Below are 17,845 nucleotides of genomic sequence, written 5' to 3' on the forward strand. Positions count from 1 at the left end.
CAACCGTGACCATGCGACATTCCACATCGGGGACCATGCGACATCCCACACCGGGGACCATGCGACATCCCACACCGAGCGACGACGACATCGCCGTGGTCGGCATCGCCGCGCGCTACCCCGAGGCCGCGAACCTGGCGGAGTTCCGCGCCAATCTCGCGGCGGGCCGGGATTCGGTGCGTCCGCTGTCGCGGTCACGGGCGAAGGCGACCGGGCTGGGACCTCCGTCCCACTACCACGCGATGGGTTTCGTCGAGGACATCTCCACGTTCGACTACGCCTACTTCACCCTGTCGAAACGGGAAGCGTCGCTGATCGACCCGCAGCAGAGGCTCGCACTGGTCCTCGCGTATCAGGCGGTCGAGGACGCCGGTTACTCGGTGGCGGAGTTCCGCGGCAGCGCGACGGCGGTGGTGTTCAGCGCCGCCACCTCGACGTATCCGGCGATGTGGGCGGAACCGGGTGTGCTGAGCACACTGGGCAACGTTCCGTTCGCCGTGCCGGCCCGGATCGCGTACCACCTCGGCCTCACCGGACCCTGCTACGCCGTCGATTCGGGTTGCAACGGGTCGCTCATCGCGGTGCACCACGCCTGCCGTGAGCTGCGGTCGGGTGACGCCGACTTCGCTCTCGCGGGCGGAGTCAGTCTGCGGGTGAACGGCCTCCGCGCGGACATGGCGGAGGGATCCGCGGAACTGATGTCACCCGGCGGGCGCTGCCGCGCGTTCGACGCGAACGCGGACGGCACCGCGGTCGGGGAGGGCGGGGCGGCGCTTCTCCTCACCACGATGGCCCGCGCCCGCGCCGACCGCGTCCCGGTCCACGCCGTGATCCGCGGCACCGCAACGGTGTCCAGCGGTCATTCGTCCGCGACCATCAGTTCCCCGAGCGCCCGGGCACAGGCGGCCGTCATCTCCCGGGCTTGGCAGACGGCGGGCCTCACCCCGGGCGATGCCGGGTACCTCGAGGCCCACGGATCGGGAACCCCACTCGGCGACGCGGTCGAACTCGAAGGGATCACGTCCGCGTTCCGGGGCCGCCCCGGCGTCCTGCCGATCGGTTCGGTTAAGACCAATATCGGTCACCTCGACCACGCCGCCGGGGTGTCCGGCCTCGTGAAGGCGATCCTGGGGGTCGAGCACGGCGAGTTGTATCCGTCGCTGCACTTCGAACGACCCACCGGTGGAGTCGACCTCGCGGGCAACGGAATCGAGGTGGTCACCGAGGCCCGGACGTGGAGCGACGAGACCGGACCCCGGCGCGCCGGGGTGAGTTCGTTCAGCCTCGGCGGCATCAACGCCCACTGCGTGGTGGAACAGCCGCCGGAGCGTGCCGCCGGATCCCGCGCCGCCGATACGACCCGACTGGTCGGGGTGTCGGCGAAGAGCGAGGGCGCCCTCGCCACTCTGTGTGCCGAACTGGCGACGGCAGTGCGCGGGCACGACGTCGACGGTGTCGTCTTCACCCTCAACCGCGGCCGCCCGCACCACGACCACCGGGTGGCGGTGCACGCACGCAGCATCGCCGAACTCTCGCAGTCGCTCGCTGCGCGCGCGGCCGAACTCGGCGCCCGCGGCGAGGACTCCGCACCGACGACCCGGCAACGCCCCGCCGTGGCGTTGCTGCTGTCACCCGACCGGATGCCGCCCGCGCTGCGCGGCCGCACCCTGCCGTCGGAGCTTCCCGCCACCGGCGACGAGGCGGACCTCCTCGCCGGCCAGATCGCCGTCCACCGGGAACTCCGCGCCATGGGCGTCACGGTCGACGCCGTCCTCAGCGGCGGCGTGTCCCGGTACGCGGCCCGGTATCTGCGGGACACACTGTCGGCGGTGGATGCGGCCGACATCGCCGACGCGGCCGCGAACCCGTCGATCGACACGGACCGGCTAGTCGCCGTCGCGAAGGGAATGCTCGCGGACGGACCCGTCGTCTTCGTGGAGCCGAGCCCGGAGGGACGCCTCGGGGCACTGCTCGCCGACGCCCTCCGTGATACGCCGGACGCCGAAATACTCCGTGCGCCGGACACATCCGAGGCGGTCACACACCTCCTCGCTGGTCTGTACGAGCGCGGAATCGACCTCGACTGGGCGGCCGTCGACCGCGGTGACGACTCCGCCCGGCGAGTGCGACTTCCCGGCCACCCGATGCGCGGTTCGCGGTGCTGGTTCGACCTCCCGGGCCGACCCGACTGGGCCGACGTAACGGAAAATCCGTCGGCGGAACCGAGCACCCGATCGGTGACGGCCGCGCCGGAAGACAGCCTCGACTGGTTGCAGACGACACTGCGCGAGTTGCTCCACAGCGAGAGGGACGTCGGCGCCGACGACGACTATTTCGACCTCGGTGGAAACTCGCTGATCGGCATGCAACTCGTCGACCGGGTGTCGGACCGATACGGGGTCCGGCCCAAACTCATCGACCTCTACGAGCGCCCGAAGGTCGCCGACTTCGCCGCACTCCTCGCGGACGGCACGTCCGCGTCGGGTGGGCTGCCCCCGATCATGCCGCGGGGGCGGCACGTGCTGTCGTTCGGTCAGGTACGCATGTGGTTCCGTCATCAACTCGACGCCGCCACGACCATCTACAACCTGCCGATGGTCAGCGAACTGCACGGGCCGATCGACGAATCCGCCGTCCGGGGAATGTGGGACGACCTCGCCGCACGGCATCGGGTGCTGCTGTCCAACTACGTCGAGGTCGACGGGGAGCCGGAACTGCGGATCCGCGAATCCCTCGGCGACTTCTTCCGCACCGCCGACGTGTCGGGCGAACCGGATCCGGTGGCCTCGGCCCGGGCCCTCGTACACGAGGCCGCGGTGGCACCGTTCGACCTGGCCACCGACCCGCTCGTGCGCGCACTGCTGATCAGGGTCGGCCCGGACGAGCACGTCCTGCAGGTCACCACCCACCATTCCGTCAACGACGGGGGTTCGCCGAGGATCTTCGAGCAGGAACTGCCCGCCCTGTACGCGGCACGCCGAGCCGGTCGCCGCGCCGACCTGGCCCCGCTTCCCATCGAGTACTGGGACTACGCCCTGTGGCAGCGGGAACTGATCGCGAGCGCCGCACTCGACTCCGAACTCGACTACTGGAGAACCGTTCTGGACGACGTTCCGCTGCTCCGGCTGCCCACCGACTTCCCGCGCCCGGAGCGGAAGAACTTCACCGGCGCGTTCCACACGTTCACCGTGTCCGAGGACCTGACACGGAGCCTGCGGGTCGTGGCGCGGAGGGAGTCCGTGTCGCTGTTCGTGGTGCTGCTCTCCGCGTTCTACCTCCTCATGGCGAGCCGCAGCCGCCAGCGCGACCTCGTGGTCGGGACACCGACGACCGGACGCAACCGACAGGAACTGTCCGGCATGATCGGGTACTTCAACAGCACGGTGGCACTGCGCGCCGACCTGTCCGGGGACCCGAGTGTCACGGAGTTGTGCGCCCGCGTGCGTGACGTCGTGCTCGGCGCCCTCGAACACCAGGAGATCCCGTTCGACCGCGTCGTCACCGCACTCACCGGCGACCGGGACCTGAGCCGGACACCCCTGTTCGACGTCTGCCACGTCCACCAGGAACTGCCGGCGCTGCAGTCGCAGCAAGGACTCACCGAGACGCTGTTCGACCAGGAGGATCCCGCGGCCATCGCGTTCGGCGGGGTGCCGTCCGGCACGGCCAAGTTCGATCTCACCCTCGTCACCACGGAGCGGGGCGGCGAGGACGGCATGGCGGCCGGGCTCGAGTTCAGCACGGAACTGTTCACCGAGCAGACTGCCGCCGCGCTGTGCGCCGAGTACGTTCGCATCCTCGACGGTGTCGCGGATGCGCCGCGCACACAACCTATCTCCGCGTTCCTGACCGACGCGGCTCCAGCGCCGGTGTCGCGTGTGGAGGCGCCGCCCCTGGTCCCGGCCGACCGGCCCCGGCAGCCCTCGACCGGCGCGGAACCGCCGAGCTATTCGACGGCACGGGTAACGGCGACGCTCGACGGACACCCGGGCCACCCGGAACTGCTCGCCGCCTGGCTCACGCTCCTCGCCTGGTACACGGCGCAGGACGAGGTGGCGGTGGGCACGGCCGCGAGACCGGGGGCATCGCCGCGGCTCGTGGCCGTCGACCTGTCCGGCGACCCCACCTACCCGGAACTGGTGGAGACCGTACGCCGGGAGCTGTCCTCGGACAGTCGCGTGGCCGACACGGCGGCGCGGCACTTCCCGGTGCGCTGCGACGGGGAGCGCGACGACAGTGCCGAGCGGGCAGACCCGTCGCCCGTCGAACTCGGGCTGTCGTGGACCCGCGGCCCCACGACACTCATCCTCGAACTCGACTACGCCACCGATCTCTTCGACCGGAGCACGGCTACCGCGATGCTCACCGACCTCCGGCGCCTGCTGGCCGGACTCGTGGCTCATCCCGACCAGCCCACCCAGGAGGTGGCGATGGAGTACGTGCATCAGGACGACCCAGGCTTCTCCACGGAGGCAGCGCGATGACCAGTGGCAGCGCGATGACTGGGGGCAGTGCGATGAGGATCGGTGTGGTCGGAGCGGGGACCATGGGCGCCGGGGTGGCCGAATGTCTCGCGCAGGCCGGCCACGACGTGATCGTCGTCGACCCCGACCCGCAGGCTGTCGAACAGGCCCGGTCTCGGATGCGCGACTCGCTGCGCCTGGCGATTCTCCTCGGCCGGGCCGGTGGTCCGAAGCCCGCCGAGGTGACCGCGCGGGTGCACTGGACCGGGCAGATGACCGATCTGCGCGAGGCCACCGTAATCATCGAATGCGTCCCCGAGCGAATCGATCTCAAGGAGAAGGTCTTCGCCGAACTGGACCGGGTCTGCGCACCCGACGCGCTACTCGCGTCGTGCACCTCCGGCATCCCCGTCGACCGACTCGCGGAGAGCACCGCAAGGCCGGAACAGGTTGTCGGACTGCACTTCATGAACCCCGCACCGCTCAAGGACACCGTCGAGGTGGTGCGGGGGCCGCGGACGTCGCCGCAGTCGCTGGACCGTGCGCTGGCGCTCCTCGCCTCACTGAACAAGACCGGCATCGTCGTCGGCGACGGACCCGGATTCCTGCTCAACCGTGTCCTCATGCTGTGTATCGCCGAGGCGGCCGCCGCGCTCGGCGACGGTATCGCCGACGCGGACACCACCGATGCGTTGTTCGAAGGCTGCCTCGGCCACCCGATGGGACCACTGCGGACAGCGGACCTGATCGGTCTGGACAACGTCCACGACACGATGACCGCGCTGCGCGAGTTGACCGGTGACGACCACTACCGCCCGCCCGAGTCGCTCGTCGCCCTGGTCGAGGCCGGTCACCTCGGGCGTAAGACCGGGCGAGGATTCCATGAGTACCGGTGAGGTGCTGCCCCTCACCTACGATCAACTCGCGGTGCTCCGCGCCGGTGTGCCCGATGCCTCCTTCGGCCAGTATCTCGAACTCGACGGGCCGCTCGACGAAGACCGGTTCTGCCGGGCACTGCAGACGACTTTGGCCGAATGCACCGGCCTGCACAGTACTTTCGTGCTCGACGGACCGGAACCCGGGCAGGTCACCGGCGCCGCGGTGACCGGCCCGGACGTCCTCGACGCCACCGCGTCCGACGATCCCGGCCGACTCGTGACGACGTGGATCGACCACGAGCTGAACCGGCCCATGGACCCCGGCACCGGACCGCTGTACGTACACGTCCTGTTCCGGCTGCCGCACGGCAGATACGGGTGGTTCCAGCGCTACCACTGGCTGGTGAACGACGAACCGGGCATGACGGCGATCGTCCGCCGCACCGCCGAGGCCTACGAGTCGGGAGACGCCGCCCCCACCTCGCCGCCCGAGTCCCGGCCGTTCGTGCCGCCGTCCGTCCCACTGACCTCCGATGCGCGGTACCGCGAGAGCGAATCGTGGGCGGACGACCGCCGCTACTGGGAGCACCTGCTCGCCGGAGCGCCGCGACACGAGACCCCACCCGGTCCGGTCTCCGAAGAGGAGAACCTCGGCCCGTTCACCATTCCCGCCGACGGCGCGCTCGTGCGGCTCGCGCGCCGCAGCGGTGGTGGTCCCGCTGCCGTCCTGCTCGCCGCGCTGGCGGTGTACTGGCACAGCCGCACCGCCGTCGAGGACGTGGTGGTCGGGCACCGGTCGCACGGTTCCACCACACCCGTGAGGCTTTCCCTCGCACCGCAACTCACGTTCGACGCGCTGACACGGCACGTGGGTCTGCAACTCCGGAGATCCCGACGACACCGGTTCCTCGCTTCCGAAGATGGTGCAGTGGACTGGTGGCCGGTGGCGGGCGGCATGCGGGAACCGCTCGGCGTCGAACGCATCGGTGCGGGTGCCGTCGCCGTCGTGAAGCGGTGGGACTCCGGCGGCGACGGGGTGATCGTGGAAGTCGACGACCACGACGGCTCCTGGACCGTCGACGTGCACGGTCCTGGCGACGCGCAGCGCCTCGCACACATCCTCGCCGCCGCGGTCGGGGCACCGGATACACCGCTCGCCGGGCTGGATGTGTTGGGTGTGGGTGAGCGGGGTGTGTTGGTGCCGGTGCGGGGTGTGGCGGGTGTGGGGGTGCGGTTGTTGCCGGAGATTTTGGCGGGGGGTGTGGGGTTGGGTGGGGGTGGTGTGGCGGTGTCGTGTGGGGGTGTGGAGTTGTCGTATGGGGAGTTGGATGAGTGGTCGAATCGGTGGGCGCGGGTGTTGATCGGGCGGGGTGTGGGTCCGGAGTTGGTGGTGGGGGTGGCGGTGCCGCGGTCGGTGGAGTTGGTGGTGGCGGTGTGGGCGGTGGTGAAGTCGGGGGCGGCTTTTGTGCCGGTGGATCCGGTGTTGCCGGAGGTGCGGGTGCGGGAGTTGTTGGTGGATTCGGGTGCGGTGGTGGGGTTGTCGGTGTCGGGGGTGGTGTTGCCGTCGGTGGTGGAGTGGTTGCGGGTTGATGATGTGTCGGTGGTGGCGGGGGTGTCGGGGGGTGTGGTGTCGGATGGGGAGCGGACGGGGCGGTTGGTGGGTGGGTGTGCGGCGTATGTGATGTATACGTCGGGGTCGACGGGGCGTCCGAAGGGGGTGGTGGTGACGCTTGGGGGGTTGGCGAATTTGGTTGAGGAGGTGCGGGTTCGGTTTGGTTTGTGGTCGGGGTGTCGGGTGTCGCATGTGGCGTCGGTGAGTTTTGATGCGTCGGTGTACGAGTGGTTGATGGCGTTTTCGGTGGGGGCGCGGTTGGTGGTGGCGCCGCCGGGGGTGTTCGGGGGTGCGGCGTTGGGGGAGTGGTTGGCGGTTAATGGGGTGACGCATTGTTTTGTGACGCCGTCGGTGTTGGCGACGGTGGAGGTGGGGGCGTTGGGGTCGGTGCGGGTGTTGGTGGTGGCGGGGGAGGTGTTGGGGCCGGAGTTGGTGGCGCGGTGGGCGCCGGGGCGGGAGTTGTTCGATGCGTATGGGCCGACGGAGGTGACGGTGCAGGCGACGGTGAGTGGGGCGTTGGTGGCGGGGGGTGTGGTGACGGTGGGGGGTCCGGCGGTGGGTGTGGAGGTGGTGGTGCTGGATGGGTGGTTGCGGCCGGTGCCGGTGGGTGTGGTGGGGGAGTTGTATGTGGGGGGTGTGGGGTTGGCGCGGGGGTATTTGGGGCGGGCGGGGTTGACGGCGGGGTCGTTTGTGGCGGATCCGTTCGGGGGTGTGGGGTCGCGGTTGTATCGGACGGGGGATTTGGTGCGGTGGGATGGGTTGGGGTCGTTGGTGTTTGTGGGGCGTGCTGATTTTCAGGTGAAGGTGCGGGGGCAGCGGGTGGAGTTGGGGGAGGTGGAGTCGGTGTTGGGGCGGTGTCCGGGGGTGGCGGCGGCTGTGGTGGTGGTGAGTGAGGGTGGTCGGTTGGTGGGGTATGTGGTGCCGGAGGTGGGGGTGCGGGTGGATCCGGGTGTGGTGGTGGAGTTTGCGGGGTCGGTGTTGCCGGTGGGTGTGGTGCCGTCGGTGGTGGTGGTGTTGGACGGGTTGCCGGTGTCGGCGAGTGGGAAGTTGGATCGTGCCGCACTCCCCGCGCCCGTCGTGGCGCGTGCACCAACCCGTGCGCCACGGACAGCGGCGGAACACACTCTGGCGTCGGTGTACGCCGAAGTGCTCGGCGTCGATGAGGTCGGGTTGGACGAGTCGTTCTTCGCGCTGGGCGGCGACAGCATCCTGTCGATCCGGCTCGTATCCCACGCCAAGGCACGAGGATTGGTGTTCACGCCGCAACAGGTGTTCGAGCACCGGACGGTGGCCGCCCTCGCGGCGGAATCGGAGATCGCGGACGGTGAGACCCCAGTTGCGCTCGCCGAACTCGAGGGCGGCGGAATCGGCACGTTCCCGCCCACGCCGGTGGTCCGGTACCTGATCGAGCGCGGCGGGCACTTCGAGCGGTTCAGCCAGAGCGTGCTGCTCGACCTCCCGGGCGGCATCGACCCGGACCGCCTCCTCGCGACCGTCACCGCGGTGCTCGCACGACACGACATGCTGCGGTCGCGGCTCTACCAGGACGCGAACGGGCAGTGGCAGATGGAAACTCGTGCCGCGACCGACATCGACACCGGCACACTGGTCCGGCGCATCGGCTACGACCCGGCGACCGATCCCGGCACGCTGGCAGACCTGATCGCGGCCGAGCACCAGGCGGCCGTGGAGAGATTGCGCCCGTCCGACGGTGTGGTCGTCCAGTTCGTCTGGCTCGACCCGGAGCCCGCCGCCGCGCCCCCGGCCCGGACCGGACGATTGATCGTGGTGGCGCACCACCTCGCGGTCGACGGGGTGTCGTGGCGGATTCTGCTGCCCGACTTCGCCGGTGCCTGGTATCAGATCAGCACAGGGAGCGTGCCGTCCCTCCCGGAACCGGCGACGTCGATGCGCCGGTGGGCGCACGCGCTGGCCGACGAAGCGGTCCGGAGCAAGAGAGTCGCCGAACTGGTGTGGTGGCAGAACGTCGTAGAAGGACCCGACCCGCTCATCACCGAACGCCCCCTCGATCCGGGCCGGGACCTCGCGACCGCGTTGCAGAACGTGAGCGTCGAGATCTCCCCCGACGACACGTCTGCTCTGCTCACTCGCCTGCCGGAGCTGTATCACGGGGGCGTCCTCGACGTCGTGCTGACGGCGCTGGTGGTGGCGTCGTCGAGGTGGCGGGCCGAGCGGGGGATCCCGGGAACGTCGATGCTGATCCGGCTGGAAGGGCACGGCCGGGAGCAGCAGGTGGTGCCCGGCGCCGACCTGTCCCGCACTGTCGGCTGGTTCACGACGGTCTTCCCCGTCCGCGTCGATCTCCGCGGCATCGACCTCGACAACGCGCTTGCCGGCGGCCACGACATGGGCAGTGCCGTGAAACGCGTGAAAGAACACCTCCGGGCAGTGCCCGACATGGGTATCGGTTACGGACTGCTCCGCTACCTGAACCCGGACACCGCGGGCGGCCTGCCGAGAACAGAACCGGGGCAGATCAGTTTCAACTATCTCGGCCAGGTTCCGGATTCGGCGGATCAGGGCACCGCGGTCGGCTGGAGTCCCGCCGACGGGTTCGGCGACCTGCGGTACGTCCCGGACCCCGACATGCCGGCGTCTGCTTCCGTCGAGGTCAACGCGATCGTGATCGGCGGACGACTCCGGGTCGGGTTCGGCTTCCCGGACACCCTGCTCGCGCACACCGAGGTGGAGCGGCTGGCCGAACGGTGGCGGGAGGCCGTGTCCGCATTGGTATCCCACGCTCGCAGTGGGGACGCCGGCGGACTCACACCGTCGGACGTGCCCCTCGTCGACGTGACCCAGGGCGACCTCGACACGTGGGAGGAACGCTTCGGCGCGCTCGCCGACGTGTGGCCGCCCGCACCCCTGCAAGCCGGGTTGCTGTTCCACGCCCTGCTGGCGAAGCCGTCGATCGACGCATACACGGTGCAGGTGGAACTGCACCTGAAGGGTGCCGTCGACCCGGCCCGGATGCGCCGCGCCGCACAGGCATTGCTGGGTCGGCACGCGAATCTGCGGGTGGCGTTCGTTCCCGCCCGAGACGGAACATTCGTCCAGGTGGTTCCCGCGTCGGTCGACCTACCGTTCCGCGAGATCGACCTCACGGACCTGCCCGAGGTGGCGCGGACCGACGAACTGGACCGGGCCGTCACCGCCGACCGGGCCGCGCCGTTCGACACCTCCCGGGCCCCACTGGTGCGGTTCCTGCTCGTGACGACCGGCAGCCACGAATCGCGACTCGTGTGGACCAATCACCACACCCTCCTCGACGGATGGTCGATGCCGCTGGCGATCCGCGAGCTGCTCGCGCTCTATGTGGCCGGAGACGATGGGTCGGCGTTGCCGCGACCCCGGCCCTACCGGGACTTCCTGTCGTGGCTGCATCGCCGGGACCCGGCGGACTCGCGAGTGGCGTGGGCGACCGCGCTCGCCGGCGTCGACGGTCCCACACTGCTGCTGCCGGACGCACGGGATCGGCCGTTGTCGGCTCCTCCCGAGAGTGCCCCGTTCACCGTGTCCGAGGAACTGACCGCCGACCTCACCACCCTCGCGCGTACCCGCAACACGACACTGAACACGGTGACGCAGGTGGCGTGGGGCATCGTGCTCGGGGCAGCGACGTCCCGCCACGACGTGACGTTCGGCAGCACCGTGTCCGGGCGGTCGCCGCACCTGTCCGGCGTCGAATCGATGATCGGATTGTTCGTCAACACCGTGCCCACACGAATCACGCTGAACCCCCGGGAAACGCTGGGCCGGTTGCTCGACCGGACACAAGCGGAACAGGCAGCGCTCCTCGACCACCATCACCTCGGTCTCGCCGACATCCAGCGAGCAGCCGGCCCCGACATCGGGTTCGACACGGCAACCGTCTTCGAGTCGTACCCGATCGACCGGGGAGGCCTGACCGAGGACACCGACCTCGCGGGCATCCGGGTGGTCGACGTGCGCGGCGTCGACGCCACGCATTATCCGCTGAGCGTCGCCTTCTCGGTGGACACGCAGCTGCGCATGACGTTTCACTACCGACCCGACCTGGTCGACCGGGCCACCGTCGACGCGATGGCCGGCCGGGTCACCCGGGTGCTCGAGGCGATGGCCTCCGATCCGGATGTCACGTTGGCTCGTGTGGATGTGTTGGGTGTGGGTGAGCGGGGTGTGTTGGTGCCGGTGCGGGGTGTGGCGGGTGTGGGGGTGCGGTTGTTGCCGGAGATTTTGGCGGGGGGTGTGGGGTTGGGTGGGGGTGGTGTGGCGGTGTCGTGTGGGGGTGTGGAGTTGTCGTATGGGGAGTTGGATGAGTGGTCGAATCGGTGGGCGCGGGTGTTGATCGGGCGGGGTGTGGGTCCGGAGTTGGTGGTGGGGGTGGCGGTGCCGCGGTCGGTGGAGTTGGTGGTGGCGGTGTGGGCGGTGGTGAAGTCGGGGGCGGCTTTTGTGCCGGTGGATCCGGTGTTGCCGGAGGTGCGGGTGCGGGAGTTGTTGGTGGATTCGGGTGCGGTGGTGGGGTTGTCGGTGTCGGGGGTGGTGTTGCCGTCGGTGGTGGAGTGGTTGCGGGTTGATGATGTGTCGGTGGTGGAGGGGGTGTCGGGGGGTGTGGTGTGGGATGGGGAGCGGACGGGGCGGTTGGTGGGTGGGTGTGCGGCGTATGTGATGTATACGTGGGGGTCTACGGGGGGTCGGAAGGGGGTGGTGGTGACGCATGGGGGGTTGGCGAATTTGGTTGAGGAGGTGCGGGTTCGGTTTGGTTTGTGGTCGGGGTGTCGGGTGTCGCATGTGGCGTCGGTGAGTTTTGATGCGTCGGTGTACGAGTGGTTGATGGCGTTTTCGGTGGGGGCGCGGTTGGTGGTGGCGCCGCCGGGGGTGTTCGGGGGTGCGGCGTTGGGGGAGTGGTTGGCGGTTAATGGGGTGACGCATTGTTTTGTGACGCCGTCGGTGTTGGCGACGGTGGAGGTGGGGGCGTTGGGGTCGGTGCGGGTGTTGGTGGTGGCGGGGGAGGTGTTGGGGCCGGAGTTGGTGGCGCGGTGGGCGCCGGGGCGGGAGTTGTTCGATGCGTATGGGCCGACGGAGGTGACGGTGCAGGCGACGGTGAGTGGGGCGTTGGTGGCGGGGGGTGTGGTGACGGTGGGGGGTCCGGCGGTGGGTGTGGAGGTGGTGGTGCTGGATGGGTGGTTGCGGCCGGTGCCGGTGGGTGTGGTGGGGGAGTTGTATGTGGGGGGTGTGGGGTTGGCGCGGGGGTATTTGGGGCGGGCGGGGTTGACGGCGGGGTCGTTTGTGGCGGATCCGTTCGGGGGTGTGGGGTCGCGGTTGTATCGGACGGGGGATTTGGTGCGGTGGGATGGGTTGGGGTCGTTGGTGTTTGTGGGGCGTGCTGATTTTCAGGTGAAGGTGCGGGGGCAGCGGGTGGAGTTGGGGGAGGTGGAGTCGGTGTTGGGGCGGTGTCCGGGGGTGGCGGCGGCTGTGGTGGTGGTGAGTGAGGGTGGTCGGTTGGTGGGGTATGTGGTGCCGGAGGTGGGGGTGCGGGTGGATCCGGGTGTGGTGGTGGAGTTTGCGGGGTCGGTGTTGCCGGTGGGTGTGGTGCCGTCGGTGGTGGTGGTGTTGGACGGGTTGCCGGTGTCGGCGAGTGGGAAGTTGGATCGTGCCGCACTCCCCGTACCGGACGCTCCGGTGCGTCGATTCCATGCTCCGGCAACCCCGTTCGAGGCCGTCGTCGCCGAGGTGTACGGCGACGTCCTCGGCGTCGACCGCGTCGGTGCCGACGACGACTTCTTCCGGTTGGGTGGAGATTCGCTGTCGGCCACCCGGGTCGTCGCACGGGTCGATGCCGCTCTCGGCGTCGACGTCGGCGTGCACGCCCTGTTCGAGGCGCCCACCGTGACGGGGTTCGCGGAGCGCGCGGCGAAAGCAGGTGTGCTGACTCACCGGCCGGCGTTGCGGGCAGTACCGCGCCCCGAGCGCATTCCCCTTTCCCTGGCCCAGACCCGCATGTGGTTCCTCAACCAGTTCGACACCTCTTCGCCCGCCTACAACATCGCCATGGCGTTCCGGCTCACCGGCGCACTCGACCTCGACGCACTGCCGGCTGCGGTGTCCGATGTGGTGGAGCGACACGAATCACTCCGCACCCGATTCCCGATGGCCGGCGACGAACCGGTGCAGGTGATCCTCTCGGCTGCGGATTCGGTGCCGGACCTGCCTGTCGCGACCGTGTCGAGCGACGAGGAGTTGCGGGACCGGCTGTCGGCGGCCGTCTCGGAAGGGTTCGACGTCACTGGACAGATCCCGTTGCGGGCAGCCGTGTTCGAGACGTCCGCCACCGATCGAGTACTGCTGATCGTGGTCCACCACATCGTTGCGGACGGCGTGTCGATGGTCCCGCTCGCGCGCGACATGATGGTGGCGTACACCGCGCGGGCGGCCGGGCACGCCCCGCAGTGGCACCCGCCGACGGTCCAGTACGCCGATTTCACGCTCTGGCAGCGTGAACTCCTCGGGTCGGAGGACGATCCGCAGTCGATGGTGTCGCAGCAACTCGACTACTGGCGCACCACGCTCGCCGGCCTCCCCGCAGCCCTGGACCTGCCCGCCGACCGCCCGCGGTCGATGCAACGCACGCCCGACGGGAGCAGGGTCGGATTCGAGATCGACGCCGGTCTGCACCGACGGCTGCTGACGACTGCGTCCACGCACCAGTCGACCGTGTTCATGGTCGCGCACGCCGCCCTGGCCGCGTTCCTCGCGAGGATGTCCGGTACCGAGGACATCGCCGTCGGCACCCCGGTGGCCGGGCGCGGCGAGGCCGCACTCGACGACGTCGTCGGGATGTTCGTCAACACCGTGGTGCTGCGGACCGTCGTCTCCGACTCGAGCCGGTTCTCCGAACTGCTCGAGCAGGCGCGCGACGTCGATCTCGGTGCGTACGCCCACGCGGAGGTGCCGTTCGAGAAGGTCGTCGAAGCGCTCGATCCGCCCCGCTCGACGGCACACTCGCCGCTGTTCCAGGTGCTGCTCGAGTTCCAGAACGTCGAACGCCCCGACCTTTCGCTGCCTGGCGTCGAGGTCGAGGGTATCGACCTCGGTGCGACGATCGCGAGGTTCGACCTGCAGCTGACGTTGTCCGAGGAGTACACGGACGACGGATCACCGGCAGGCATCACCGCCGGTTTCACCTACGCCACCGACCTTTTCGACGCCGAAACCGTCGCCGGCCTGGCCGACCGGTTCGTCCGGATGCTCGATGCGGCCGTGTCCGATTCGTCGATCAGGGTCGGCGACCTCGAGATCCTCGATGCCCTCGAACAGGACGAACTCGTGCCCATGCGCGGCTTCCCCGCGGCCGCGGAACGCACACTCCCGGACGTCCTCACCGCGGGCGCCGCGCTCGCACCGGGGGCGACCGCAGTGTCGTGCGAAGGCGTCACCGTGTCGTACCGGGAACTCGACGAGCGGTCGAACCGGCTGGCCAGGGCGCTGATCCGTCGGGGTGCCGGTCCGGACGCCTTCGTCGCGATCGGCGTGCCGCGATCGATCGAATGGGTGCTGTCGGTGTGGGCGGTCGCGAAATCGGGGGCGGCGTACGTGCCGGTCGATCCCGCCCTGCCGTCCGCGCGCACCGGCGGCATGCTCGAGGACTCGGGTGCGGTGCTCGGGTTGACGGTGACGGCGCACCGTGACCGGCTGCCCGGGGTGGTGCCATGGCTGCTGCTCGACGATCCCGAGATGGCGAACGGGTACTCCGGTGACCCGGTGACCGACGCCGACCGTCTGCGTCCGCTGAGAGTCGAACACGCCGCGTTCCTGCTCTACACGTCCGGATCGACGGGAACACCGAAGGGGGTCGTACTCACGCACGGCGGACTCGCGAACCTCGCAGTCGAGGAACGGGAACGGTTCGCATCCATGCACGGTGCGCGGGTGTCGCATCTGGCGTCGCCGAGCTTCGACGCGTCGTTGTTCGAACTGCTGATGGCGTTCGCCGTCGGCGCGACACTGGTCGTCGTGCCACCGACGGTCCTCGGGGGACGGGAACTGGTCGAACTCCTCGCAAGTGAACACGTCTCGCACGCATTCTTCACACCCACGATCCTGGACACCCTCCGTCCCGAGGACCTTCCGTCCCTGCGGATACTCGCCGTCGCGGGCGAACGGTTCCCACCCGAACTGGCCGACCGCTGGACCCCGGGACGATTCGTCTTCAACGGATACGGACCCACCGAGGCGACGGTGCAGACCACGATCAGCGAGGTGCTGTCCCCCGACGAACCGATGAACGTCGGAGGTCCCGGGCGGGGCGTCGACGTGATCGTGGTGAACACCTGGCTGCAGCCCGTTCCGGTGGGAGTGATCGGGGAACTGTACGTCGCGGGGCCGGGCCTCGCGCGCGGCTACCACCGGCGGCCCGCGCTGACGGGCGCGTCCTTCGTGGCGAACCCGTTCGGCGAACCCGGCTCCCGCATGTACCGGACCGGCGACCTCGTGCGGTGGAGCGAGATCGGCAGGCTGGAGTATGTGGGACGCAACGACTTCCAGGTGAAGATCCGTGGACAGCGAGTGGAACTCGGCGAGATCGAATCGGTGCTGGCCCGCTGCGACGGTGTCGGCCGCGCGGCGGTCACCGTGCACGGCGGCACCGGCGACCGGCTGGTGGGATACGTGACGGCCGAAGCCGGTGCGAGCATCGACACCGCCGAGGTACTCCGGTACGCCGGATCCCACCTCGCGCCGTACATGGTGCCCGCCCAGCTGGTGGTGCTCGACCGGCTGCCCGTCGGCCGCACCGGCAAGCTGGACCGGCGAGCGCTTCCCGCACCGGTGCTCGCGCCCAGAGAGTTCCGGGCACCCGCCACCCCGGTCGAGGAGGCGGTGGCGGACGTCTTCGCCGACGTCCTCGGCATCGACAGCGTCGGGGCCGACGACGACTTCTTCGAACTGGGCGGGAACTCGCTCGTCGCGACCCGGGTGGCGTCCGCGCTCCGCGACCGGCTCGGCACCGACGTCGTGCTGCAGTGGATCTTCCGCAATCCCACCCCGGAGGGCCTGGCTCGCCGCATCGTCGACCCGTCGGCGCTCGGAAGCATGCCGGCAGACGACGTGCTGAACGTCGTCGTTCCGTTCCGGGGGTCCGGCGCGCAACCCGCGCTGTTCTGCGTGCACCCGGCAGGCGGACTCGCGCTGGGATACGCCGGACTGATGAAGCATCTCGCGTCCGACCGTCCGCTGTACGGGCTGCAGCTGCCGATCCTCAGCGGCGGAGCGACGTTCGAGTCGATGGCGGAGCTCGCCCACCGGTACGTCGTCGAGATGCGCGCGGTGCAGCCGCAGGGGCCCTACCACCTGCTGGGCTGGTCCCTCGGCGGTGTCATCGCCCAGGCCATCGCCGTCGAACTCCGTGAGTCCGGCGCCGAGGTGGGCACACTCGCGATGATGGACAGCTACGTCGCGGAGGGCGACGACTTCGGTGACCTCGAGGTGAACGCCGAGGAGTGGCTGCACGGGCTGGGTGTCGAGTTCGAGGGCGAGGGCGATGCCGGCACGTCGTACCGCGAGCAGCTGGTCGAGATGCTCGGACGATCCTTCGGCCGCGACCCCGCGTTCGCGTCGACCCTCCTCGGTCGCATCAGCACCGGTCTGGAGAACTCGAAGCAGATCTCCACCGGATACCTGCCGCGGGTGTTCGACGGCGACCTGTTGTTCTTCAGCGCCGCGCAGTCCGCCGACGGGGAGGACGGCGAACGGCCGTCGCCGAGCGTCTGGCAGCCCGCGATCACCGGCGTGATCGTCGAGCACAAGGTGGAGTGCGACCACCTGCGGATGACCACACCGGAAGCCCTCGCGGTCATCGGGCCGATCCTGGAGCGCTCGCTGGGGTCACGCCCCGATCGCACCGCCGATGACGGGCCAGGACTCCCGTAGCTCGGTCTCGAACAGCCCCCACGAATGCGTGCCCTGCGAGAGATAGGCGAACGTGGCGGGAATCCCCAGCGAGTGCAGGCGCGACTGGAACGCGGCTGCACACACGTTGGTCACCATCTCGACGACGCTGCCGCCGATCGTCTGGGGCACCACCAGCACGGGGTCGTGGTTGTCGATGCTGCCGGGAAGTCCGTTGCCGCTCGAGACGAACAATTCTGTGCCGCGCAGACGTTCGGAATTCAGCATCGGGTCGTGCACCCGCCACCGCGGGTCCAGGGCAGAGCCCCACATGTTGCCTGCATTGCCGCCGCCACGCAGTTCGACCATCGACCGCACCATTGCCTGCCCCAGCAGTCCGCTCGTCGCGGCACACCCGCTGTACGAGCCGACGGCCCGGTAGAACCCCGGAACCTGGACGGCGAGGTCGAGTACCGCGCCGCCTGCCATCGACACCCCTCCGATCGCGTTGGCGCCGGTGGTCGCGAACCGGTTGTCGATGGCTGCGGGGAGTTCGCTCGTCAGGTACGTCTGCCACTTGTTCCGGCCGAGAACCGGATCGTCGGCGTCCCAGTCGGTGTACATGCTGTACTGGCCGCCGATCGGCATTACCACGTTGACGTGCTTGTCGGCGAAGAAGTCCCGCACACCGGTGTTGTTGAACCAGGAGATACCGTCCGACCCGCCGCCGATGCCGGTGAGCAGATAGAAGGTCGGCGCCGGACCGCCCGATGCGGGAGAAATGACGTCGTTGGCCACCCACCGGCCCATCGACTCCGAATACACGTCCACCCTGGTGATGCGGGGCTCGGCAGAGGCCGACGGCGGGCCGAGCACCGCCCACCCGGCGACGACCAGCAGCATCACCACCAGTACACGCAGAGAGATCGCGGATCGCAGAGCTTCGAACGGTCGCATGGACGCCCCCTGGCTGTGGCCTGCCCTTCCAATCTAGGACTGCGGGGTAC

4 protein-coding genes are annotated in these 17,845 nt (G+C 69.5%); 3 read left to right on the forward strand and 1 reads right to left on the reverse strand.

Going from position 1 to position 17,845, the window contains the following annotated elements; genetic code table 11:
• Positions 1–11 precede the first annotated feature (11 nt).
• The 3 genes from ACFWAY_RS08815 to ACFWAY_RS08825 are packed head-to-tail and all read left to right on the forward strand — an operon-like array spanning position 12 to position 16,880.
• Positions 12–4,484 carry a condensation domain-containing protein gene (locus ACFWAY_RS08815; RefSeq protein WP_378510491.1) on the forward strand — a complete coding sequence of 1,491 codons (4,473 nt, stop codon included), beginning with the start codon at positions 12–14 and terminating at the stop codon, positions 4,482–4,484.
• Positions 4,485–4,498: 14 nt separating this feature from the next.
• Complete coding sequence (locus ACFWAY_RS08820; RefSeq protein WP_378510492.1) at positions 4,499–5,359, forward strand: 3-hydroxyacyl-CoA dehydrogenase family protein; 861 nt, start codon at positions 4,499–4,501, stop codon at positions 5,357–5,359.
• Positions 5,346–16,880 (forward strand): amino acid adenylation domain-containing protein, encoded by an 11,535-nt coding sequence (locus tag ACFWAY_RS08825; protein ID WP_378510464.1) that lies wholly within the window; start codon positions 5,346–5,348, stop codon positions 16,878–16,880. Before ACFWAY_RS08820 ends, ACFWAY_RS08825 begins: the two co-directional genes overlap by 14 nt.
• On the opposite strand, the gene ACFWAY_RS08830 is transcribed toward ACFWAY_RS08825, so the two are convergent.
• The gene (locus tag ACFWAY_RS08830) at positions 16,836–17,795 is read right to left on the reverse strand and encodes an alpha/beta hydrolase (protein ID WP_378451806.1); all 960 of its coding nucleotides are present in this window, start codon (positions 17,793–17,795) and stop codon (positions 16,836–16,838) included. The two genes, ACFWAY_RS08825 and ACFWAY_RS08830, sit on opposite strands and share 45 nt — an antisense overlap.
• Positions 17,796–17,845 lie beyond the last annotated feature (50 nt).

The sequence above is a fragment of the Rhodococcus sp. NPDC059968 genome (genome assembly GCF_042738615.1).
Classification (GTDB): Bacteria; Actinomycetota; Actinomycetes; order Mycobacteriales; family Mycobacteriaceae; genus Rhodococcus_F.

Bases quoted from the DNA above. Each gene is read 5' to 3' on its own strand.
- ACFWAY_RS08815 (WP_378510491.1), top strand. From the start codon at position 12: ATGCGACATTCCACATCGGGGACCATGCGACATCCCACACCGGGGACC.
- ACFWAY_RS08820 (WP_378510492.1), top strand. From the start codon at position 4,499: ATGACTGGGGGCAGTGCGATGAGGATCGGTGTGGTCGGAGCGGGGACC.
- ACFWAY_RS08825 (WP_378510464.1), top strand. From the start codon at position 5,346: ATGAGTACCGGTGAGGTGCTGCCCCTCACCTACGATCAACTCGCGGTG.
- ACFWAY_RS08830 (WP_378451806.1), bottom strand. From the start codon at position 17,795: ATGCGACCGTTCGAAGCTCTGCGATCCGCGATCTCTCTGCGTGTACTG.